Consider the following 20,028-nt stretch of genomic DNA (forward strand, 5'->3'; position numbering starts at 1 on the left):
GCAGGCGGTGGCTTACTTCGTGTTGCAACCCGCGGCCGGAGCGCCGCCAGCCGATGCCTTTGACACATCGCATTCGCGCGAGGCGATCTGCCGCCGCCAGCTATCGAGAAGCGAGTTCGCGAGGCTGCTGTAGTCGCGGCCGAAGTGATGGCCGCCGGCCGTGCGCAGCACCGTCACACCCGACTTCGCGAGCGCCGGGCACAAGGTATCTTCTTCGTCTTCGCCGTACACGCACTGCACGATTCCCGGCGGCACTTTCGACACCTCCGGCAGCGCAGGTAGCGCTTCGTTGCTGGCAGGCATGCCGAGCCAGCCGGTCACGCGAATCTGGAAGTCCGCCGAATGGGCAAACCCCAGCAGCGCCATCTGCGAGACCTTCGCGCGCAAGGCTTCGGGCAAGCGGTTGTACGCGAAAGGCATCACATCAGCGCCGAACGAGTAGCCGATCAGCGCAACCTGGTGCGTGTGCCAGCGCGACCCGTAGGTTTCCAGCACCCGCGCGAGATCATGGCTAGTCTGCTGTGGCGACTTCGTGGCCCAGAAATAGCGCAGGCTGTCCCAGCCAACCACGGACACGCCCTGTTTCTGCAGGGCTTCGGCGATGCTCTTGTCGAGGTCGCGCCAGCCGCCGTCGCCGGATATCACGACTGCAAGCATGTCGGTGGGATGAGCGGCGGGCAGTTCGATCAGAGGCAGATCGGACACATCCTGTTCGCTGGCTTCGTGCGCACGGAGGTGCGAACCGAGCAGCGTGACCATCGCATCGGCGGTCGAGGTGCTGGGCGGCAGGCGTCGCACGGCGACGGGCTTGCCGCCTGCGGGCGTGGGTGTCTTGACGGCGTCGGCCGTCGTCGCGCCGATTTCGACGAACCCGGGCAGGCCGTTGCCCCGGCTGATCGTCGGATCGGGAGGGCAGGGGTTGAAGCGCGCATCCAGTTGCGCGTCAGGATCGATCGATGCCGCGCCCGAGAGCGTGTTCGACGGCGCCTGCGCGAGCATCTGCGTCGCCAGAATGCCGCCCTGGCCCGTGCCCGCGACGATCGGCAGGAAGTAACGGTCCGACTGCACCTCGCGCTGCAACTGGTGGCTCATCGCTTCCGCGTCGCCGACCAGGTTGCGGCAGGTTTCCTTCCGCGTGGCGGGCATCGCGGCGTAGCGCTCCGTATCGACGCCGACCACCATCGCGCCATGGCGCGCGAGCGCGTCGGCGGCCTGCTGGTCGGTCGGGCGCCAGCCGCTGCGTCCGGAGAACAGCACGACAAAGCCGCGCATCTCGCCCGTCGGCCGCGTGACGACCACGTTGCCGTAACGGCCGCCGGAGACGGTGCTGGCAGCCGGATCAGCAGCGGCAGCGTGCGCAAACGACAGCGCCGTAGCGAACAGGCCCGTCGTCAAGCTCAGGGCCAACAATACTTTCAACGATTTCATGAACGCCAGCCTTCGGCGAGAAGTGACAGGTCGGCGAGCGTTAGCACGACGCCCACCGAACCCGATGCGGCCAGATAGCGCGGCTCCCAGTTGGGCTGGAATTTGCTCTTGAAGCCCCGCAGGCCGCGGAAGTTGTAGAAGCGGCCACCGAAACGCCACATCAGGCTGGCGAAACGGTGCCACGGTGAAGCCAGCGGCGTCGGATTCATGCCCGAGAGCGGCGCCATGCCGAGGCTCAGGCTGCGGAAGTTTTCCTGCTTCAGATGCAACGCCAGCTTGGTGAACAGGTATTCCATCGCATAGGACGACGCGCCCGGCACATGGCGCATCACGCCGACAGTCGCGTCGATGTTCAGATCGGTCGTCATGAACGTGACGAACGCCACCGGCGTGCCCTGCTGACGGACCAGCATGACGGACTGTGCCGAGAGATAGTCGTCGGTGAAGGCGGCAACCGAGAAGCTCTTTTCCTTCGCGGAACGGCTTTCCAGCCACGCGTCGGAGATGCCGCGCAGCACCGGCAGCAGTTCGGGGACGAGCGGCGGCTTGAACATTTCGACAGTCAGGCCGTCGCGTTCGCCGCGTTTGAGCGCGTAGCGCAGGTGGGTGCGGTGTGCGCCGGCCAGTTCGAAGTCGCTCAGCACGAGGCGTGCTTCCTCGCCGAGTTTCATCAACGTGAGGCCGGCGTCGAGATAAAGCGGCAGGGCGTCCGCGCGGACCTGGTAGAACGCGGCGCGGCCGCTGTGTGCATGGGCGAGCGCCATGAACTCGCCGATCAGTTCGACCCACTCTTCGCGCGGACCGACCGGGTCGTGCAGGGCGGCCCAGGTACGGCCGTGCTTCGCGTACATCAGGAACGCTTCGCGCGATTTCGAGAACAGGAAGCTCTTGTCGCCCATCAACGCGAGCCCGGCGTCGCTGCGCTCCTGCGAACGGACGATCTTCGCGGCGTCGGCGAGGTCGCCCGCAGGCGGCTCGACAAAGCGGCCCGCAGCCGGCCGCAACAGTTGCCAGAACGCAATCGTGGCCGCGAACAGGCAGGCGCTCAGCGTTGCGCGAAGCGCACGCGGCGCGCGCTCGTCGAAGGCGAAGTTCCACCACAGATCGCGGCTGTACTGCACATCGCGAAACGCGAAGAACAGGATCCATGAAGCGACGATCATCACGATGCCGACCGACACCAGCCAGGTCAGCGTAAAGCGCTCGCTGAAGAGCGATGACGAACGGTTGAAGCGGTGGCGCGTCGTCGCGAGCAGCGTGATCAGCACGCTGAGCACGCCGGCTTCGACAAACGCGAGACCCTTCGTCAGCGACAGCGCAAGGCTCGCGACGGCCAGCAGCATCGTCAGCCACCACGCCGCATCGAGCCGGCGCAGCAGCCCGCGCGCGACGAACAGCAGCAGCACGCCGAGCAGGCTCGCGAGCAGTTGCGAGCTTTCCAGCACCCACAACGGCACGACGGTCTGGAGGATGGCGAGACGGCGTCCGAAGGCCGGCGTCGCGCCGGAAATCACCAGCATGCCGCCGACCGCGAAGGTGACGATGCTGAGAAACAGCGGGACGAGCTGGGTGATGTCACGCGAACCGCGGCCCGCGAAGCGGGCCTTGAGCGCATGCCCTTCGAAGCCCGCCAGCAGCGCCGACGACACCAAGAGCGGCACGCCGAAATAGATCACGCGCCAGGCGAGCAGGGCGGCGACCATGGCCGGCGTCTCCACGCTGCCGCCCAGCGCGAACACCATCGACGCTTCGAACACGCCGAGGCCGCCGGGCGTGTGGCCGATCATGCCGAGCAGCATCGCGGCGCAAAAAATCGCGACGAACTGGGCGAAACCGACGTCGGCATGCGGCAGCAGCGCCCAGAGCGCGACGCTGGCGGCGGCGACATCGAGCGCGGCGAGCCACAACTGATCGAGCAGATCGCGGCGGGCGGGCACTTCGAGCGTGAGCCGGCCGAGGCGGATGGACCGCGAAGCGGGACGGCAGCAGGCAACCAGCAACGCCAGCGCGGCAACGATCGCCACGCCGCCGCCGATCAGCGGCGCGGGCGCGACATGGGTCATGCGGCTTAAGGCCGGCGCGTCGAACAGCATGCCGAGGCCGGCGAGGAGCACGAGCGAAAGCCCGAGGGTCACGCTGGTGAAGAGGGTGAGGCGGCCAACCTGCGCGGGCTTGATGCCGGCCGTGCCGTACACCCGGCAGCGCACTGCGCCTCCGGTCAGTGCGCCGAAGCCGGTGGCGTTGCCGAGCGCGGAACCGACTGTCGCGCCGATCCACAGCGTGGGGCGCGGCACCTTTGCGGCGATCGAGCGCAACCCGACCGCATCGCGGGCGACGAGTACGACGTAACTGAAGGCAGTCGCGAGCAGCGACGTGGCGAGCGCCTGCGGCGTCAACTGACGCAGGCTGTAGACGACGGAGTGGTAATGAATGGTCTGCGAGAGGTGCTGGAAGACTGTCAGCACGATTGCGCAGACCACAAGGGCTAATGCCGGAATTGCCAGGCGCCGCAGCGGCAGCGCCTTGAATCGTTGAATGTTGAAGGCCCAGCCAGGGATCGCCGGGCGCCTTGTCGTACCTTCTTGCACCATGTCGGTGCTGGCCGACCCACCTTTTGAACCATTACCGCGCACTTGCTTACCCCGTTGAAAGCTGTCCGCATTATAACGGCAAGCTTTCCCATTACTTGATCAGCAATTGAACGGATTGGTGCATGAATTGGTTGACATCAGCGTGCTGCGAATTACGGTTTTCTGACAGTGCGCGGCCGGCTCAGTGGGCGCCTTCGCCGTGCAGTTCGAGATGACGCTGGATTGCCCGGGCGTCGAGTTTGGAGATATCCGCGCCGATTTCCTCGTACACCATCTTGCGCGTCTCATCGCTCAGATGGCGGCGCAACAGGCCGAGAAACCTGGGCTCGACCGCGATGCGCAGCCGCTGGTAGCGCTGGTGCATGCGGCCCTGCTCGAGATATTCACAGAGCATGCGGGCGAACCTGTCGCGTGCTGCGTCGTCCGGTGTGGTGGCTGCCGGCATCGCGTCGCGGCCGGAGTCTCCGTTGCGCAATTCGGGGTCACGCGTGCGGGCCTGGGGATCGGCGAAACCTTCGATCTCGCGCAGATCCAGCTTGAGACCGTTGGTTTCAAAGATACGGGCGCGGTTACCGTCGGCGACAACAACCCAGGAAATGCTGGTCATGGCTTTCCTCCTTTGATGCCTGGATTCGAGCGCCACGGCGGAGTGCGCGGAGGCGCTTCTTGAACAATACTCGCCATCAGGCCGGTGTGCCCGTATTTCACCCGAGGTGTCCGCGATCGGGGAGCACGCTGAATGCCCCGCGGCTGAATGGAGCGGTCGCTACAATGCGAGGACCATCTGCCCGCGCCGCGGATCATGGCGCACCCGATTGCTGACTCACGGAGAATCCGCATGGACTATGTAAGGTTGGGGAAAACGGGGCTCGAAGTATCGCGCCTCTGTCTGGGTTGCATGACCTACGGGGCGCCGGAGCGCGGCACGCACCCGTGGACGCTCGACGAAGCCGCCACCCGGCCGCTCATCAAACAGGCGCTCGACCTCGGCGTCAATTTCTTCGATACGGCCAATATCTATTCGGACGGCACGTCGGAGGAGTTTGTCGGGCGTGCGCTGATGGATTTCGTGCCGCGCGATGAAGTCGTCATCGCGACCAAGGTGCATGGGCGCATGCGGCCCGGTCCTAACGGCGCGGGCCTGTCGCGCAAGGCGATTTTCAGCGAGATCGACCATAGCCTGCGCCGGCTCGGCACGGATTACGTCGATCTCTATCAGATCCATCGCTGGGATCCCCTCACGCCTCTCGAAGAAACGCTCGAAGCGCTGCATGACGTCGTGAAGGCCGGAAAGGTGCGCTATATCGGCGCGTCGTCGATGTATGCGTGGCAGTTCGCAAAGGCCCTCTACACGTCGCGCCTTCACGGCTGGAGCGAATTCGTCAGCATGCAGGATCATCTGAACCTGCTTAACCGCGAGGAAGAGCGCGAAATGCTGCCGCTGTGCGCCGATCAGGGCATCGGCGTGTTGCCGTGGAGTCCGCTCGCGCGCGGGCGTCTCACGCGCGAATGGAACGCTACGAGCGAGCGTCAGGAAAGCGATGCATTCGGCGCCACGCTTTATCAGTCGACGCAAGATGCCGACCGCCGCATCGTTGAAGCCGTGGCGGCCGTGGCTGCCCAACGCGGCGTGCCGCGCGCGCAGGTGGCGCTCGCCTGGCTGATCCAGAAGCCCGGCGTGACGGCGCCGATCATCGGGGCATCGAAGCCGCACCATCTGACCGATGCGGTCGCCGCATTGACGCTTGCGCTCGCGCCAGAAGAGATCGCCGCACTCGAAGCGCCATACGTGCCGCATCCGGTGGTGGGGTTCAGCTAAGCAGCGTCCATGCACGTGGCACGCGCATCGATCACGCGTGCCGCGCGTACTTTCACATCACGGCGGAATGCAGATGATGCGGATGGTCGAGCGTCTCGGCGATGAGCCGCAACGCTTCCTCGCACTCGTCGCGGTTCTTCGAGCCGCCGAGGCACACGCGCACCGCATTCGGCGGATTGCCATCGGTTGAAAACGCAGCGCCCGCGACGGCAGCGATGCCCTGATTGCGCAGTTGCAAGGCCAGTTCGGAGGAACTCCAGCCACCTTCGGACGGGATCGGCAGCCACAGATGAAAGCCGTCCTGATGGGCGTCGTAGGGCCACGCGCCCAGTACGCGCGACGCGATCGACTGACGCGCTCTCGACTCGCTGCGAATCGCTTCGAGCATGTCGTGCGCGGTGCCATCGATCAGCCACTGGGTCGCGAGCGACACCGTAAACGGACTTGCCATCACAGTGGTCGCACGCAATGCACCGGCAAGACGTTGCGCCTGGCGCGGCGTCGGCGCATGCAGATACGCGACCCGTAAGCCCGCGCCCAGACTCTTCGAAAGGCCCGTCACATACCAGGTCAACTCGGGCGCGAAGCGGGCCAGCGGGTCAGGTGCCTGTTGCGGCAGCATCGCGTAGGCGTCGTCTTCGATGATCGGCACGTTGTAGCGCAGCGCCACGTCAGCGAGTGCCTCGCGCCGCTTGTGCGTGAGGGTCAGCGTGCTCGGATTCTGCATCGTCGGATTGCAGTAGAAGGCGGCGGGCTTGTCGGTTTTGCAGAGCGCTTCGAAAGCGTGCGCGAGCGGGCCTTCGTCGTCACGGGCGAGCGCCTGCAGGCGTACACCGAGTTGTGCCGCAATCGCCTTGATGCCCGGATAGGCGAGCGTATCGAGGCAGATCATCGCACCGGGCCGCGCCAGCTGCGACACGAGCGCAACCAGCGCGCTATGGATGCCTGGACAGACCAGCACGTTCTCCGGATCGGCGTCGGGCAAACGGCGCTTGAGCCACCCGGTACCGGCGGCCTTGTCGGGGGCGGTGCCGCCGAAATCCTGATAGCGCAGCAGCCGGTAGGGGTCGGTTTCCGCCATCAAACGCGCGGCCGATTCGCGCAGGCGCGCGGCGTAGTCGGCGGGCTCCGGCGGCGTGTTCATCGACATTTCGATGCTGCTGCCGCCAGTAAGCGGCAACGTCGGCGCGCGCCCGCGCACGAACGTGCCGCTGCCGGCCCGCGAATCGAGCAGGCCGCGCTTTCTCGCCTCGGCGTACGCGCGCGCGACGGTCGTGTAGTTCAGATCCAGTTCACTGGCCAGATCGCGCAGGCCCGGAAGGCGGTCGCGCGGGCGCAGCCGCCCGGTGGCCAGATCTTCCTCGATCAGTTCCGGAATCGCCAGATAAGCCGGCTTGCGCATATCGGCCAGTCGTTTGATCCAGTGATGAGTCGCATTACTCATGATTCTGTTTCGGTCTGGTGTGAATTAAATAAAGCGTATCACGCGCACATAATAAAAATAAACATGATTGCATCCGCTGATCGCATTGATCGTATTTCGTGAACGGCTGCACCATGCCGGCACGCATGCACCACGAACAGGGCACGCGTATGGTGCGTCAAGACCGGAGGGCCTGCTCACGCGCCATGCCTGAAGGGTCGTGCAATCTTCGCGCCAGGATTTTTTCGGCTCGCTTTCCGAATGATCGTCTGCTTGATCGGCAATTGATTGCATTTACGAGGGCGATCAGTGGCATGGCAAATGCATTATCTCTATCGCCGCGACAGTAAATCGAAATCCATTGATTTAATCCGCTCAATTTAAAAGGAGAGTGCCATGCCGGCCGTCAATAAACCGAAGCATGAGAAAGGCGATTACCTGGTCGATTACGAGGAGAAAGTCTTCGAGGACGTGAAGGCGGAGCCGGGCGAGAAGGCGCTCGTCACGTTCCACACGGTCGCGTTCGAGGGCTCGATCGGCTTCGTCAACCTGTTGCAGGCGACGCGGCTGCAACGCAAGGGCTTTGAGACGTCGGTGCTGCTGTATGGGCCGGGTGTCACGCTCGGTCTGCAGCGCGGTTTTCCGACGCTCGGCGACGAGGCGTTTCCCGGCCACCTGAACTTCAACAAGCAGCTGATCAAGTTCATGGAAGAGGGCGGCAAGGTCTACGCGTGCCGTTTTGCGCTGCAGGCGCTGTACGGTCACGGCGAGGCATCGCTGATCGAGGGCATCCGTCCGATCAGCCCGCTCGACGTGCTCGACATCCAGCTTCTGCATCGCAAGGACAACGCGCTGATCATCCACACCTGGACGGTCTAGACAAAGGGGCGGGTCTTCACCATGTCTGAGAAACGCATCGTCCGGGCGGCGGCCGTGCAGATTGCACCGGATTTCGAACGCATCGACGGCACGCTGAACAAGGTGTGCGAGGCCATCGACAGGGCGGCGCGCGAAGGCGTGCAGCTGATCGTGTTCCCCGAGACCTTCGTGCCGTACTACCCGTACTTTTCATTCGTGCGGCCGCCGGTGGCATCGGGCGGCGACCACATGAAGCTGTACGACGAGGCGGTGGTGGTGCCCGGTCCTGTCACGCAGGCGGTCGCGGAACGCGCGAGATTGCACCGGATGGTGGTCGTGCTCGGCGTCAACGAGCGCGATCACGGCAGCCTGTACAACACGCAGCTCATCTTCGATGTCGATGGGCAACTGCTGCTCAAGCGCCGCAAGATCACACCGACGTTCCACGAACGGATGATCTGGGGCCAGGGCGACGCGGCCGGTTTGAAGGTGGTGCACACGGCGGTCGCACGGGTCGGCGCGCTCGCCTGCTGGGAGCACTACAACCCGCTCGCGCGCTATGCGTTGATGACGCAGCACGAAGAGATTCACTGCAGCCAGTTCCCCGGTTCGCTGGTGGGGCCGATCTTCGCGGAGCAGATCGAGGTGACGATCCGTCATCACGCGCTGGAGTCGGGCTGCTTCGTCGTCAACGCGACGGGCTGGCTGACTGAAGCGCAGATCGAATCGGTCACCCCCGATCCGAACCTGCAGAAAGCGCTGCGCGGCGGCTGCAACACGGCGATCGTCTCACCGGAAGGGCAGCACCTGGCCGCGCCGCTGCGCGAAGGCGAAGGCATGGTGATCGCCGATCTCGACATGGCCTTGATCACGAAGCGCAAACGGATGATGGATTCGGTCGGTCACTACGCGCGGCCGGAACTGCTGAGCCTCGCGATCAACGACCGGCCGGCGTCGACCGTTTCGCCGATGACGGGTATGCCTGCGGCTGCCGGCATGGCCACCGGCATCGATCTCAACTCAACCCAGGAATGGCGCGATGAACTCCAGCGAGACCCTGCCGGCCGCGAGCCGGCAATTGATGACTGAACTGCAGTCGGTCGGGCTGCGGCTCGCCGATCCTGGTGCGGGCGTCGCCAGCCGGCGCGGCGGCGCGGGCCCGTCCGATCACAAGGCGGTGACAGTCGACGGTGTGACGATCATGGTGCCCGTGCATACGAACACGGCGTGGCACTCTCCCTTCGTCGCGGCAACGCCGGATGCGGGCGGCGCGAGCGCCTTGATGCGCGGCACGATCCCGATTGCGAGCATCAGCTTTCCGAAGGCGCCGCGCTTCTACGCGATGCAGACGCTCGATGGCGTGCCGTACTCGCACATCGCGACGCTGCACAGTGCCGACGTCCTCGCGACCACCGTGCTGCAGACGTGCATCCGCTACGAGAGCCGCCGCAAGTCGTGCAAGTTCTGCGCGATCGGGCAATCGCTCGCAGCCGGCCGCACGATTGCGCGCAAGACGCCAGAGCAGCTTGCTGAAGTCGCGCGCGCGGCGGTCTTGCTCGACGGCGTCAAACATATGGTGCTGACGACCGGAACGCCCGCCACGAGCGATCGCGGCGCGCAGATACTGTGCGAGAGCGCGTTCGCGATCAAGGCCGCCGTCGATCTGCCGATCCAGGCGCAATGCGAACCGCCCGACGACGACCGCTGGTTCGCGCGCATGAAGGCGAGTGGCGTCGATACGCTCGGCATGCACCTCGAAGTGGTGACGCCCGCCTTGCGCGAACGCATCATGCCCGGCAAGGCGAGCGTGCCGCTTTCGCGCTATATGGAAGCGTTCAGGGCTGCGGTGGCCGTGTTCGGCAGAGGGCAGGTCAGCACTTACATACTCGCGGGACTCGGCGATTCAGCCGAAGCCATTCTTGCGATGTCGCGCGAGTTGATCGACCTTGGCGTCTATCCGTTCGTCGTGCCGTTCGTGCCGATCAGCGGCACGCCGCTCGAAGACCATCCCGCGCCTTCTCCTGAATTCATGAAATCGGTGTTGCAGCCGCTTGGCGCGATGCTCGGCGCGGCGCGGTTGCGCTCCAGCGATATCAAGGCGGGCTGCGGCAAATGCGGCGCGTGTTCGTCGCTGTCATCGTACGAGGTGTGATCATGCTGGCCGAAGCGATAGACCTCGACGCGTTGCCGACAGCCTGGACGGCGAGCGAATACCGGATCAAATGGACGACCTTGCCCTGGGAAGCCGAGCAGGCGTTCCGGCTGCGGCGCGCGGTGTTCTGCATCGAGCAGGGAATCTTTGTCGGCGATGACCGCGATGCAACGGACGAGCGCGCGCAGCAACTGGTTGCCGTCAGCTGCATCGCGGGGATGCCGGAGCAGGTGGTCGGCACGGTGCGCATTCATGAAGATGAACCGGGCGTCTGGTTCGGTTCGCGACTGGCGGTGCATGCGGCGTACCGAAGGCACGGTAAGATCGGTGCGACGTTGATCCGGCTTGCAGTCAGCAGCGCGCACGCGCTCGGTTGCGAGACCTTCCTCGCTCACGTGCAGAGCCAGAATGTGCCGCTCTTTCGCGCGCTGCACTGGGACGTGCTGGCAGAAGAGATGCTGCTTGGACGTCCCCATCATTTGATGCAGGCGCAGCTCGATCACTACCCGCCCTGTGCGACGCCGCGCAGTGGTTTCGTGACGCAATCGCGGAGTGCGTCGTGAGCGTGGCCGAACTCGTGGCCGGCCTGCGGGAGAGCCGCGGCTTCATGCACAAGACCGATATCGCCGATGTGCTGTCTTCGCTCGCGCGGGGCTTGCCAGGCGGCGCCGACGATCTGAAACAGGCAGTCGCCGTGGGCGACGACTGCGCGGCCATCGCCGACGGCAACGGCTATCTGCTGTTCGCAATCGAAGGCATGGTCAGCGATTTCGTCAAGGCGATGCCCTGGTTCGCCGGTTATAGCGGCGTGATGGTCAACGTCAGCGATATCTATGCGATGGGTGGTCGGCCGATCGCTGTCGTCGATGCGCTGTGGAGCGACGGCATCGGCGCCGCAGGGCAAATCCTGGCGGGAATGGCGGCTGCATCGGTGGCGTATGGCGTGCCGGTTGTCGGCGGGCACACGAATACGCGCAGCGATCAGGCGCAACTGGCGGTGTCGATACTGGGGCGCGCCAGTGCGTTGCTGTCCAGCTTCAACGCGAAGCCGGGCGATCGTCTGATGATGGCAGTCGACCTGCGTGGCAGGTTCGAGGAACCGTATCCGTTCTGGAATGCGTCGGTGGGTGCACCGGCGACGCGTCTGCGCGCGGATCTGGAGCTACTGCCCGAACTGGCGGAAAGCGGTCTGTGCGATGCCGCCAAGGACATCAGCATGGCCGGTACGCTCGGCACCGCGTTGATGCTGCTCGAATGTTCCCGCGTGGGTGCGCGAATCGATCTCGACTGCATACCAAAGCCGGAAGATGTCGCGCTCGCCCGCTGGGTGACGGCGTTTCCGAGTTTCGGCTATCTACTCTCTGTGCGCGAACACCATGTCGCGCAGGTGCAGGAGCGCTTTGCAGCGCGCTCCCTTGCGTGCGCGGTGATCGGCACGGTCGACGAATCGCGTGAAGTCATCGTGCGTCGAGGAGACGATGCTGCCGTGCTGTGGGATTTTGGGCGTGAGCCCTTTATCCTCGCGCCGGAAGGAGGCAGGCGATGAACCCCTGTTCGCTTCGCATTGCGTTGCTAACGCATTCAGTCAATCCGCGTGGCGGTGTTGTGCATACGCTGGAACTGGCGAACGCGCTGACGGCACAAGGCCACGACGTCACGGTATTCGCGCCCGCTGCAGCCGGAGAGATGTTGTTTCGTGAGCCTTCATGCCGCGTTGTTCTCGCGCGGATTACGGGCTCGCAGGCGAATACGGTCGAGATGGTCGATGCGCGCATTCGGGCCTTGAAGGCAGCGCTGCGCAATGCGTCGTCATTCGATGTGCTGCATGCGCAGGACAGTATCAGCGGCAACGCGCTCGCTGAGCTGAAAGAAGAGGGCGTGATCGAAGGTTTTGTGCGCACCGTTCACCACCTGGATCACTTCGACAATCCGCGTCTGGCCGCATGGCAGGGGCGCGCGTATCGCGATGCGGATAGCGTGCTGTGCGTGAGCGACACGTGGACTGGGGAAATGCAGCGCACGTATGGAATCGATGCGGTGACCGTGCCGAATGGTGTCGATACCGCGCGCTTTTGTCCGGACCTTTCCGGCGATGCAGACGACGCCACGTGCAAGCGCACAGGCATCGATGGTTCGCCGGTCGTTCTGGCAGTGGGCGGCATGGAAGCGCGCAAAAACACGCTTGGGCTGCTAGACGCATTTGCTCTTGTGCACAAGAGACTGCCGCGCGCACAACTCGTGATTGCAGGTGGCGCCAGTCTGCTCGATCACAACGCGTATGCCGAGCGCTTCTTCCAGCGAGCAGAGGAGCATCGGCTTTCGATCGGACCGTGCGAAAGCATCGTCGTGACAGGCCCGCTCAGCGACTTTGCAATACCCGCGCTTTTCAGAAGTGCGGATGTGCTGGCGATGGTGTCCCTGCGCGAAGGCTTCGGGTTGGTCGTGCTGGAAGCGCTTGCGTGCGGCACACCCGTGGTTGTATCGGACACCGCGCCGTTCAACGAATACCTCGACGACAGCACCGCCTGTTGGGCAACGCCGACCGACGCCCATTCGATTGCGTCGGCGCTGATGCGCACGATCGACGGCAGTTTCAAGGCCGATTTCGCTCGCGCCGTGCCTGCGTTGCTCGCGCGTTTCAGCTGGGACGCGAGCGCGCGCCGTCACGTCGACGTCTATCTCAACTATCTGTCGAAACGATCTCTGGCGATTCTTTAAGGAGCTCTCATGCCTGTCATGCACTTCCGGATTCAATGGCCCGATGGCAACGAGGCGAACTGCTATTCGCCGTCGCAAGTCATCAGCGATTTCTTCGTCCCCGGCACGGAGTACCCGCTCAACGATTTCGTCGACCGGTCGCGTCAGGCCTTGGGCATCGCGTCCGAACGCGTGCGGCAGAAGTACGGCTTTGCCTGCTCGGCGGCCATGGACCAGCTGGAGCAGATCGAACGCGATGCCGCGCGGTTCGACGACAGGCCCGACGCGACGGTCAAGGTCATCGAATTCAGTTGAAACGCTAAACCCGGCCCGCCGTGGCGGATGAATCGCACATGCGAGGCGGGCATTCCCGAATGCAAGGATGCATCATGTCAAAGACAAAACACCACCAGGCTTCTCAACCCGCCACCAACGGGCACTACAGCGTGATTGTCGTGGGCGGCGGGCAGGCGGGGCTGTCGGTCAGCTACTACCTGACGCAGCACGGCATCGATCATCTGGTCATCGAGAAGAACACGGTGACGCACACATGGCGCCACCAGCGTTGGGATGCGTTTTGTCTAGTGACACCGAACTGGCAATGCGCGTTGCCAGGCTATCCGTACCGCGGCGACGATCCGCATGGTTTCATGAAGAAGGATGAAATCATCGCGTATCTGGATGGCTTCATCGCAATGGTGAACGCGCCCGTGATCGAGAACACGGAAGTCAAACGCGTGAAGCGTCTGGAAGACGGCCGCTATGCCGTCTCGACGACGCAAGGCGATTTCACCGCCGATCAGGTGGTGGTGGCTTCGGGCGGCTACCACACGCCGATCGTGCCGCGTATGGCCGAGCGCCTGCCGTCGCATATCGTGCAGATGCAGTCGTCGGAATATCGCAATCCCGAGGCATTGCCCGATGGCGTGGTGCTGGTGGTCGGCTCCGGCCAGTCCGGTGCGCAGATCGCCGAGGACCTGCACGTCGCGGGGCGGAAGGTGATGCTCGCCGTTGGCGAAGCGCCGCGCTGTGCGCGCTTTTATCGAGGACGCGATGTGGTCGACTGGCTCGCGGACATGCAGTACTACGACATGCCGGTGGAAAGGCATCCCCTACGCGAAGGTGTGCGTGACAATACCAATCACTATGTCACCGGACGCGACGGCGGACGCGATATCGATCTGCGCAAATTCGCTTCCGAAGGTATGGAACTGTATGGACGCCTTGAAGACCTGCAGCGGGGCGTGCTGCATTTCGCACCGAATCTCGCAATCAATCTTGACGATGCGGACCGCACGTACAACAGTATCAACGCCAGTATCGACGCGTTCATCGAACGAAGCGGTATCGATGCGCCGGCTGGTAGCGCGTATGAAGCGATGTGGCGGCCCGCAGCCGAGCGCACGACGCTCGATATTGCCGCAAGCGGCATCGCCGCGATCATCTGGTGTATCGGCTTTACGCCGGACTTCAGCTGGATCGATGCGCCGGTCTTCAACGGGCGGGGCTATCCGGCGCACGTGCGGGGTGTGACACCGCTTGGCGGTCTCTATTTCGTCGGGCTGCCGTGGCTGCACACCTGGGGATCGGGGCGCTTTTCCGGCATTGCGCGCGATGCCGATCATGTCGTGCAGGCGGTGCTCTCGCATCGAAGCGAGCGGGCGATGTGCGCGGACACGGTCGCTGCCTGAACCGCGCATCGAGTCGTATCAATCGATCGGCAGGGGGTGTGCGTCCTGTTTACGTGCTTGCCGTCTTCGCTCCGCACGCGCGAATGACGAGCGCGACCACTTCTTCGGTCGCCACATCGAAGGCCTTTTTCGACAGCGCCCGCTTGCCCGCGAGCGCTTCGATCTGCGCGTCGAAGTCCGCGTAGTGCTGGGTCAGCGCCCAGATCATGAAGAGGAAAGTGCGGGCGTCGAGCGGGGCTAGCAAGCCTCGCGCAATCCAGTCGTTGATTACGACGACACGCGTTTCCATCCACGGCTTCACGCGTCCCGCCAGGATGTCCTGCATGTGCGTCGCGCCATGGATGATTTCGTTCGCCCATACCTTCGAGCCGAGCGGACGCCGGCGCGACAACTCCATCTTTGCGCGTACGTAGCCGCCGATCGCTTCGACGGGATCGTCGCTGCAATCGAACGTATCGGCGGCGCGATACCACTCCTCGAAGATATCGTCGAGCACGCGCCGGTAAAGATCGAGCTTTGTCGGGAAGTAGTAATGCAGGTTGGCTTTCGGCAAGCCTGCGCGTTCCGCGATCATCGCCGTGCTGGTGCCTTCGAGCCCGCGCTCCGCGAATACTGCCTCGGCGCACGCCAGCAGATGCGCCTCGTTCGTGTTGCGAATGTGGGCCTTGCGCCGCCGCATTGGCTTCGTCGTTTCTTCGTTTGCGCCGGTTACGACCGGCGTATCGTCGTCTTTCATGATCGGCCTCGCCTGGCTCAGGTGCCTTCAGTCGCCGCGTCGCGCCTCATTGTAGTCGTATTGCGGCAGGCAACGCACGGCCTGTCTCATCCACCGAATGCGGCGCACCGCACGCATGTTGCAGTGCAATGGCACGCTTTTCGCTCATACGGAAGTCATTGAAATATCTTTATTAATCGTCTACAACCTGTCCAATCGGACAGGATTGGTGAAGCAGGAAATTGAGCCGTATCGGCGACCGGGCGCCAGCGTAAGTTGTATGCACCGGCCGCGGGCGTTACGCCCCAAAACATGTCGTCCGTGCACCGCGTCTGCGCCAGCTCGTGCTGCGTGTGTGTACGGATAGCCCGATTCGCGTGAGGAGAGAGACTGATGAACGCAGTGACGGACAAAGGACTCGACGTGTCGATCAAGGTGAACGGTCAGCGTCTGTGGGACAGCCTGATGACGATGGCGAAGATCGGCGCGACGCCGAAAGGCGGTGTGTGCAGGCTTGCGCTGACCGATCTCGACCGCGAAGGGCGCGACCTGATCGTGAGCTGGGCGAAGGAAGCAGGGTGCACGGTCAGCGTCGATCAGATGGGCAATGTGTTCATGCGGCGCGCCGGCCGCAATGCGTCGGCGTTGCCGGTGATGACCGGCTCGCACGCCGATTCCCAACCGACGGGTGGCCGCTTCGACGGCATCTACGGCGTGCTGGGCGGGCTCGAAGTGATCCGCAGCCTGAACGATCACGGTATCGAAACCGAGCATCCGGTGGAAGTCGTGATCTGGACCAACGAGGAGGGCTCGCGTTTTGCTCCGGCGATGGTCGCCTCCGGTGTATTCGCAGGTGTGTTTACCCTGGAATATGGTTTGTCGCGCAAGGATGTCGACGGCAAGACGATCGGCGAGGAGTTGAGGCGCATCGGCTATGCGGGCGATGTCCCATGCGGCGGACGACCGATCCACGCGGCGTTCGAGCTGCACATCGAACAGGGGCCGATTCTCGAAGCGGAGCACAAGACGATCGGGGTGGTCACCGATGCGCAGGGTCAGCGCTGGTATGAAATCGTGCTGACGGGCCAGGAGGCTCATGCAGGGCCGACACCGATGCCGCGCCGGCGCGATGCCTTGCTCGGCGCGTCGCGTGTGGTCGATCTCGTCAACCGCATCGGCCTGAATCACGCGCCGTTCGGCTGCGCGACCGTCGGCATGATGCAGGTGCACCCGAACTCACGCAATGTGATTCCGGGGCGCGTGTTCTTCACGGTCGATTTCCGTCATCCGGACGATGCCGTGCTGAAGGAAATGGATGCGGAGTTGCGGGACGGTGTCGCGCGTATTGCAGGCGAAATCGGTCTTGAAACGCAGCTCGAGCAGATCTTTTACTACGCACCGGTCGCCTTCGACGCGGCCTGCGTCAAGTCGGTTCGTGCGGCGGCCGAGCGCTTTGGCTACCCGAGCCGCGACATCGTGTCGGGCGCCGGTCACGACGCCTGTTATCTGTCGCAGGTCGCGCCGACGTCGATGGTGTTCGTGCCATGCGTCGACGGGATCAGTCATAACGAAATCGAGGATGCCACGATCGAATGGATCGAGGCGGGCGCTAATGTCTTGCTGCACGCGATGCTCGAGCGAGCGTGCGAGCCTGCTTCATAGCCCCGGCATGCTGCGTTAAACGCTCTTCTGCAAGCTTTGTTGGACCCGCTGCTCCGGCTTCGCGAGATGCGATGCCGGCTGGATTCGTGCTGTCTCTCTTTTCGTGAAGGAACGCGCATGGCTACGAAAGAAACCGGCGATGTCGCCGCAGGCCGGCTGACGGCCGATCAGCTCGCGTGTCAGTTTGCCGACATCGCGCCGTTGCTCGATCCAGGCGCGGCGGCGGTGGCCGCGAGCCGCTGCCACTACTGCTATGACGCGCCCTGCGTCAAGGCGTGCCCGACGCAGATCGATATTCCGGGCTTCATCCGCAAGATCGGCAACGGCAATCTGAAAGGCGCGGCACACGACATCCTCTCGGCGAATCCGCTGGGCGGCATGTGTGCACGCGTCTGTCCGACCGAAATTCTTTGTGAAGGCGCGTGCGTGCGCAACCATCAGGATGAGAAGCCCGTTGCGATCGGTGCGTTGCAGCGTCATGCGACGGACTGGGCGATGGCGCGCGGCGAGACCCTGTTCAGGCGCGCGGCGGATTCGGGGCGTCATGTGGCTGTCGTCGGCGCGGGGCCGGCGGGGCTCGCGTGTGCGCATCGTCTTGCGCTGATGGGGCATCGGGTGACGCTCTTCGACGCGCATCCCAAGGCTGGCGGCCTCAACGAATACGGCATCGCCGCCTACAAGACCGTCGACGATTTCGCACAGCGCGAAGTGGACTGGCTGCTGTCCGTGGGCGGCATCGCGTTGAAGACAGGCGTCATGCTCGGGCGCGATGTGAGCCTCGACGAACTGCGTCAGCAACACGATGCGGTGTTTCTCGCGATTGGACTGGCCGGCGTGAAGGCGCTGCAGATCGAAGGCGAAGCGCTCGGGAACGTGCACAACGCGGTCGATTTCATCGCGCGCCTGCGCGCGGCGGACGATCTTTCGACGCTGCCTGTCGGGCGCCGCGTGGTGGTGATCGGCGGCGGCAACACCGCAATCGATGCTGCCGTGCAAAGCCGCAAGCTCGGCGCGCAAAGCGTGACGATGGTGTACCGGCGCGGCGTCGATGCGATGAGCGCGACGTGGGCGGAGCGCGAATTTGCGCAGACGCAGGGCGTTTCGATCGTGCTCTACGCGCAACCGCTCAAGCTGAATGGCGATGGCGCGTGCGTCACAGGCGTCGAGTTCGAGCGCACGAAAGAGGAGGCAGGACGTCTTGTCGGCACAGGCGAGCGCTTCACGGTGGAAGCCGACATGGTGCTCAAGGCAATCGGCCAGACACTCGTCGCGACAGGGCTCGATGCCGACATCCTGACGACGGATGGCTCGCGTATCGAGGTCGACGACGAGCGCCGGACGTCGTTGCAAGACGTCTGGGCAGGCGGCGACTGCGCGGCGACCGGCCTTGATCTGACCGTGCAGGCGGTGCAGGACGGCAAGCTTGCGGCGGCGTCGATCGATCGGGTTTTCGCACGTACGGCGGTGCGGGCCGCGTAGTGCGGCCAGGGGCAGCCCGGCGCGTCATGGCGCACCCCGGTACAGCGTCAATCAGGAAGCGCACCGCCCAGGAGCGGTACGCAGAGGTAAAAAAGCGACATTCCCACGGAGCCGATCATGGCCGATCTTCGTTGCACAATCGCCGGCATTACGTCGCCGAATCCTTTCTGGCTGGCGTCGGCGCCGCCTACCGACAAGGCCTACAACGTCAACCGCGCATTTGAAGCAGGCTGGGGCGGCGTCGTCTGGAAGACGCTCGGGCTCGATCCGCACGTCGTCAACGTGAGCTCCCGCTACGGCGCGGTGCAGTGGAACGGGCAGCGGATGGCGGGTCTGAACAACATCGAACTCATCACCGACCGCCCGCTCGACGTCAATCTGCGCGAGATCGCCCAGGTCAAGCGCGACTGGCCGGACCGCGCGATGATCGTGTCGCTGATGGTGCCGTGCAACGAGCGTGACTGGAAATGGATCCTGCCGCTCGTCGAAGACACCGGCGCGGATGCGGTCGAACTGAACTTCGGTTGCCCGCACGGCATGAGCGAGCGGGGCATGGGTTCGGCCGTCGGCCAGGTGCCGGAGTACATCGAGATGGTCACCCGCTGGGTCAAGGAAGGCTCGCGCCTGCCTTGCCTGGTCAAGCTGACACCCAACATCACCGACATCCGGCTCGGTTCGCGTGCCGCTTACAAGGGCGGTGCGGACGGCGTGTCGCTCATCAACACGATCAACTCCATCGTCGCGGTCGATCTCGACGATATGGCGCCCATGCCGACCGTCGATGGCAAGGGCACGCACGGCGGCTACTGCGGCCCGGCGGTCAAGCCGATTGCGCTCAACATGGTCGCGGAAATTGCCCGCGATGTGGAAACACCAGGCCTGCCGATCTCCGGTATCGGCGGCATCACGTCGTGGCGCGACGCCGCGGAGTTCATCGTGCTGGGCGCGGGCAGCGTGCAGGTGTGTACCGCGGCGATGCACTACGGCTTTCGCATCGTGTCCGACATGGCCGATGGCCTGTCGAACTGGATGGACGAAAAGGGCTACGCGACGCTCGACGATATCCGTGGCCGCGCCGTGCCGAACGTCACCGACTGGAAATTCCTGAATCTCAGCTACGACATCAAGGCGCGCATCGATCAGGATAAGTGCATCCAGTGCGGCCTGTGCCACATCGCGTGCGAAGACACGTCGCACCAGGCGATCACGCGCGAGAAGGACGGCGTGCGACATTTCGAAGTGATCGACGGGAGCTGCGTCGGGTGCAATTTATGCATGCACGTGTGCCCGGTCGATCAATGCATCACGATGGAGCGCGTCGATAGAGGCGCCTATTCGAACTGGACGACGCACCCCAACAATCCGATGGCCGCAGCGGCAACCACGGCAACCTCAGCCACGGCAGCACCCTCAACAGCCACTGCCGCCGCAACAGCGGCCGCGGAAACCGACGCACCCGCACGCGCCGCGTGACGGATGCGCATCTGGCACTGGACGCGTTGCGTTGACGACG

General features: G+C 64.2%; 17 protein-coding genes. 12 read left to right on the forward strand and 5 right to left on the reverse strand.

Features of this window, described 5'->3' with window-relative positions; translation table 11 throughout:
* Positions 1-12 precede the first annotated feature (12 nt).
* The 3 genes from P3T23_RS35835 to P3T23_RS35845 form a co-directional block, all read right to left on the reverse strand.
* Positions 13-1,428 carry a virulence factor family protein gene (locus tag P3T23_RS35835; protein ID WP_429320795.1) on the reverse strand — a complete coding sequence of 472 codons (1,416 nt, stop codon included), beginning with the start codon at positions 1,426-1,428 and terminating at the stop codon, positions 13-15.
* Positions 1,425-4,019: a bifunctional lysylphosphatidylglycerol flippase/synthetase MprF gene (gene mprF / locus P3T23_RS35840; RefSeq protein WP_429320796.1), complete on the reverse strand. Its 2,595-nt coding sequence runs from the start codon at positions 4,017-4,019 to the stop codon at positions 1,425-1,427. The genes P3T23_RS35835 and mprF overlap by 4 nt, the downstream gene beginning before the upstream one ends.
* A gap of 181 nt (positions 4,020-4,200) precedes the next feature.
* Entirely contained in the window at positions 4,201-4,626 is a 426-nt protein-coding gene (locus tag P3T23_RS35845; protein WP_429320797.1) for a host attachment protein, read from the reverse strand.
* Between the two features lie 231 nt (positions 4,627-4,857).
* On the opposite strand from P3T23_RS35845, the gene P3T23_RS35850 reads away from it, so the two are divergent.
* Positions 4,858-5,838, forward strand: coding sequence for an aldo/keto reductase (locus P3T23_RS35850; RefSeq protein ID WP_429320798.1), 981 nt, complete (start codon positions 4,858-4,860; stop codon positions 5,836-5,838).
* A gap of 52 nt (positions 5,839-5,890) precedes the next feature.
* Here the strand turns inward: P3T23_RS35850 and P3T23_RS35855 are convergent, their stop codons facing one another.
* Positions 5,891-7,282 carry a PLP-dependent aminotransferase family protein gene (locus tag P3T23_RS35855; protein WP_429320799.1) on the reverse strand — a complete coding sequence of 464 codons (1,392 nt, stop codon included), beginning with the start codon at positions 7,280-7,282 and terminating at the stop codon, positions 5,891-5,893.
* A gap of 375 nt (positions 7,283-7,657) precedes the next feature.
* Here P3T23_RS35855 and P3T23_RS35860 point away from each other — a divergent pair, with 375 nt between their 5' ends.
* The 8 genes from P3T23_RS35860 (at position 7,658) to P3T23_RS35895 (ending at position 14,659) form a co-directional block, all read left to right on the forward strand.
* Positions 7,658-8,140, forward strand: coding sequence for an MSMEG_0572/Sll0783 family nitrogen starvation response protein (locus tag P3T23_RS35860; protein WP_133662595.1), 483 nt, complete (start codon positions 7,658-7,660; stop codon positions 8,138-8,140).
* Positions 8,141-8,161: 21 nt separating this feature from the next.
* Complete coding sequence (locus tag P3T23_RS35865) at positions 8,162-9,208, forward strand: Nit6803 family nitrilase (protein WP_429320800.1); 1,047 nt, start codon at positions 8,162-8,164, stop codon at positions 9,206-9,208.
* Positions 9,201-10,271, forward strand: a complete 1,071-nt coding sequence (locus tag P3T23_RS35870; protein WP_429320822.1) for an MSMEG_0568 family radical SAM protein — start codon at positions 9,201-9,203, stop codon at positions 10,269-10,271. The genes P3T23_RS35865 and P3T23_RS35870 overlap by 8 nt, the downstream gene beginning before the upstream one ends.
* Before the next feature lie 2 nt (positions 10,272-10,273).
* Entirely contained in the window at positions 10,274-10,834 is a 561-nt protein-coding gene (locus P3T23_RS35875) for an MSMEG_0567/Sll0786 family nitrogen starvation N-acetyltransferase (protein WP_429320801.1), read from the forward strand.
* Positions 10,831-11,817 (forward strand): sll0787 family AIR synthase-like protein, encoded by a 987-nt coding sequence (locus tag P3T23_RS35880; protein WP_429320802.1) that lies wholly within the window; start codon positions 10,831-10,833, stop codon positions 11,815-11,817. The genes P3T23_RS35875 and P3T23_RS35880 overlap by 4 nt, the downstream gene beginning before the upstream one ends.
* Positions 11,814-12,989, forward strand: coding sequence for an MSMEG_0565 family glycosyltransferase (locus P3T23_RS35885; RefSeq protein ID WP_429320803.1), 1,176 nt, complete (start codon positions 11,814-11,816; stop codon positions 12,987-12,989). Before P3T23_RS35880 ends, P3T23_RS35885 begins: the two co-directional genes overlap by 4 nt.
* Positions 12,990-12,998: 9 nt before the next feature.
* Positions 12,999-13,283 (forward strand): MSMEG_0570 family nitrogen starvation response protein, encoded by a 285-nt coding sequence (locus P3T23_RS35890; protein ID WP_429320804.1) that lies wholly within the window; start codon positions 12,999-13,001, stop codon positions 13,281-13,283.
* Between the two features lie 74 nt (positions 13,284-13,357).
* The gene (locus P3T23_RS35895) at positions 13,358-14,659 is read left to right on the forward strand and encodes an MSMEG_0569 family flavin-dependent oxidoreductase (RefSeq protein WP_429320805.1); all 1,302 of its coding nucleotides are present in this window, start codon (positions 13,358-13,360) and stop codon (positions 14,657-14,659) included.
* 49 nt (positions 14,660-14,708) lie between these two features.
* Here P3T23_RS35895 and P3T23_RS35900 read toward each other — a convergent pair whose 3' ends face one another.
* Complete coding sequence (locus P3T23_RS35900) at positions 14,709-15,395, reverse strand: TetR/AcrR family transcriptional regulator (protein WP_429320806.1); 687 nt, start codon at positions 15,393-15,395, stop codon at positions 14,709-14,711.
* Positions 15,396-15,767: 372 nt separating this feature from the next.
* Between P3T23_RS35900 and P3T23_RS35905 the strand changes: the two genes are divergently transcribed.
* The 3 genes from P3T23_RS35905 to preA all read left to right on the forward strand — a co-directional run bounded on the left by P3T23_RS35905 (position 15,768) and on the right by preA (position 19,988).
* The gene (locus tag P3T23_RS35905) at positions 15,768-17,036 is read left to right on the forward strand and encodes a Zn-dependent hydrolase (protein WP_429320807.1); all 1,269 of its coding nucleotides are present in this window, start codon (positions 15,768-15,770) and stop codon (positions 17,034-17,036) included.
* 117 nt (positions 17,037-17,153) lie between these two features.
* Entirely contained in the window at positions 17,154-18,515 is a 1,362-nt protein-coding gene (locus P3T23_RS35910; RefSeq protein ID WP_429320808.1) for an NAD(P)-dependent oxidoreductase, read from the forward strand.
* A gap of 117 nt (positions 18,516-18,632) precedes the next feature.
* Positions 18,633-19,988: an NAD-dependent dihydropyrimidine dehydrogenase subunit PreA gene (gene preA, locus P3T23_RS35915; RefSeq protein ID WP_429320809.1), complete on the forward strand. Its 1,356-nt coding sequence runs from the start codon at positions 18,633-18,635 to the stop codon at positions 19,986-19,988.
* The last annotated feature ends 40 nt before the right edge of the window (positions 19,989-20,028 follow it).

Origin of the sequence: Paraburkholderia sp. GAS448, assembly GCF_050435685.1 — a bacterium.
In the GTDB taxonomy this organism is placed as follows: Bacteria; Pseudomonadota; Gammaproteobacteria; order Burkholderiales; family Burkholderiaceae; genus Paraburkholderia.

Bases quoted from the DNA above. Each gene is read 5' to 3' on its own strand.
- P3T23_RS35835 (WP_429320795.1), bottom strand. From the start codon at position 1,428: ATGAAATCGTTGAAAGTATTGTTGGCCCTGAGCTTGACGACGGGCCTG.
- mprF (WP_429320796.1), bottom strand. From the start codon at position 4,019: ATGGTGCAAGAAGGTACGACAAGGCGCCCGGCGATCCCTGGCTGGGCC.
- P3T23_RS35845 (WP_429320797.1), bottom strand. From the start codon at position 4,626: ATGACCAGCATTTCCTGGGTTGTTGTCGCCGACGGTAACCGCGCCCGT.
- P3T23_RS35850 (WP_429320798.1), top strand. From the start codon at position 4,858: ATGGACTATGTAAGGTTGGGGAAAACGGGGCTCGAAGTATCGCGCCTC.
- P3T23_RS35855 (WP_429320799.1), bottom strand. From the start codon at position 7,282: ATGAGTAATGCGACTCATCACTGGATCAAACGACTGGCCGATATGCGC.
- P3T23_RS35860 (WP_133662595.1), top strand. From the start codon at position 7,658: ATGCCGGCCGTCAATAAACCGAAGCATGAGAAAGGCGATTACCTGGTC.
- P3T23_RS35865 (WP_429320800.1), top strand. From the start codon at position 8,162: ATGTCTGAGAAACGCATCGTCCGGGCGGCGGCCGTGCAGATTGCACCG.
- P3T23_RS35870 (WP_429320822.1), top strand. From the start codon at position 9,201: ATGACTGAACTGCAGTCGGTCGGGCTGCGGCTCGCCGATCCTGGTGCG.
- P3T23_RS35875 (WP_429320801.1), top strand. From the start codon at position 10,274: ATGCTGGCCGAAGCGATAGACCTCGACGCGTTGCCGACAGCCTGGACG.
- P3T23_RS35885 (WP_429320803.1), top strand. From the start codon at position 11,814: ATGAACCCCTGTTCGCTTCGCATTGCGTTGCTAACGCATTCAGTCAAT.
- P3T23_RS35890 (WP_429320804.1), top strand. From the start codon at position 12,999: ATGCCTGTCATGCACTTCCGGATTCAATGGCCCGATGGCAACGAGGCG.
- P3T23_RS35895 (WP_429320805.1), top strand. From the start codon at position 13,358: ATGTCAAAGACAAAACACCACCAGGCTTCTCAACCCGCCACCAACGGG.
- P3T23_RS35900 (WP_429320806.1), bottom strand. From the start codon at position 15,395: ATGAAAGACGACGATACGCCGGTCGTAACCGGCGCAAACGAAGAAACG.
- P3T23_RS35905 (WP_429320807.1), top strand. From the start codon at position 15,768: ATGAACGCAGTGACGGACAAAGGACTCGACGTGTCGATCAAGGTGAAC.
- P3T23_RS35910 (WP_429320808.1), top strand. From the start codon at position 17,154: ATGGCTACGAAAGAAACCGGCGATGTCGCCGCAGGCCGGCTGACGGCC.
- preA (WP_429320809.1), top strand. From the start codon at position 18,633: ATGGCCGATCTTCGTTGCACAATCGCCGGCATTACGTCGCCGAATCCT.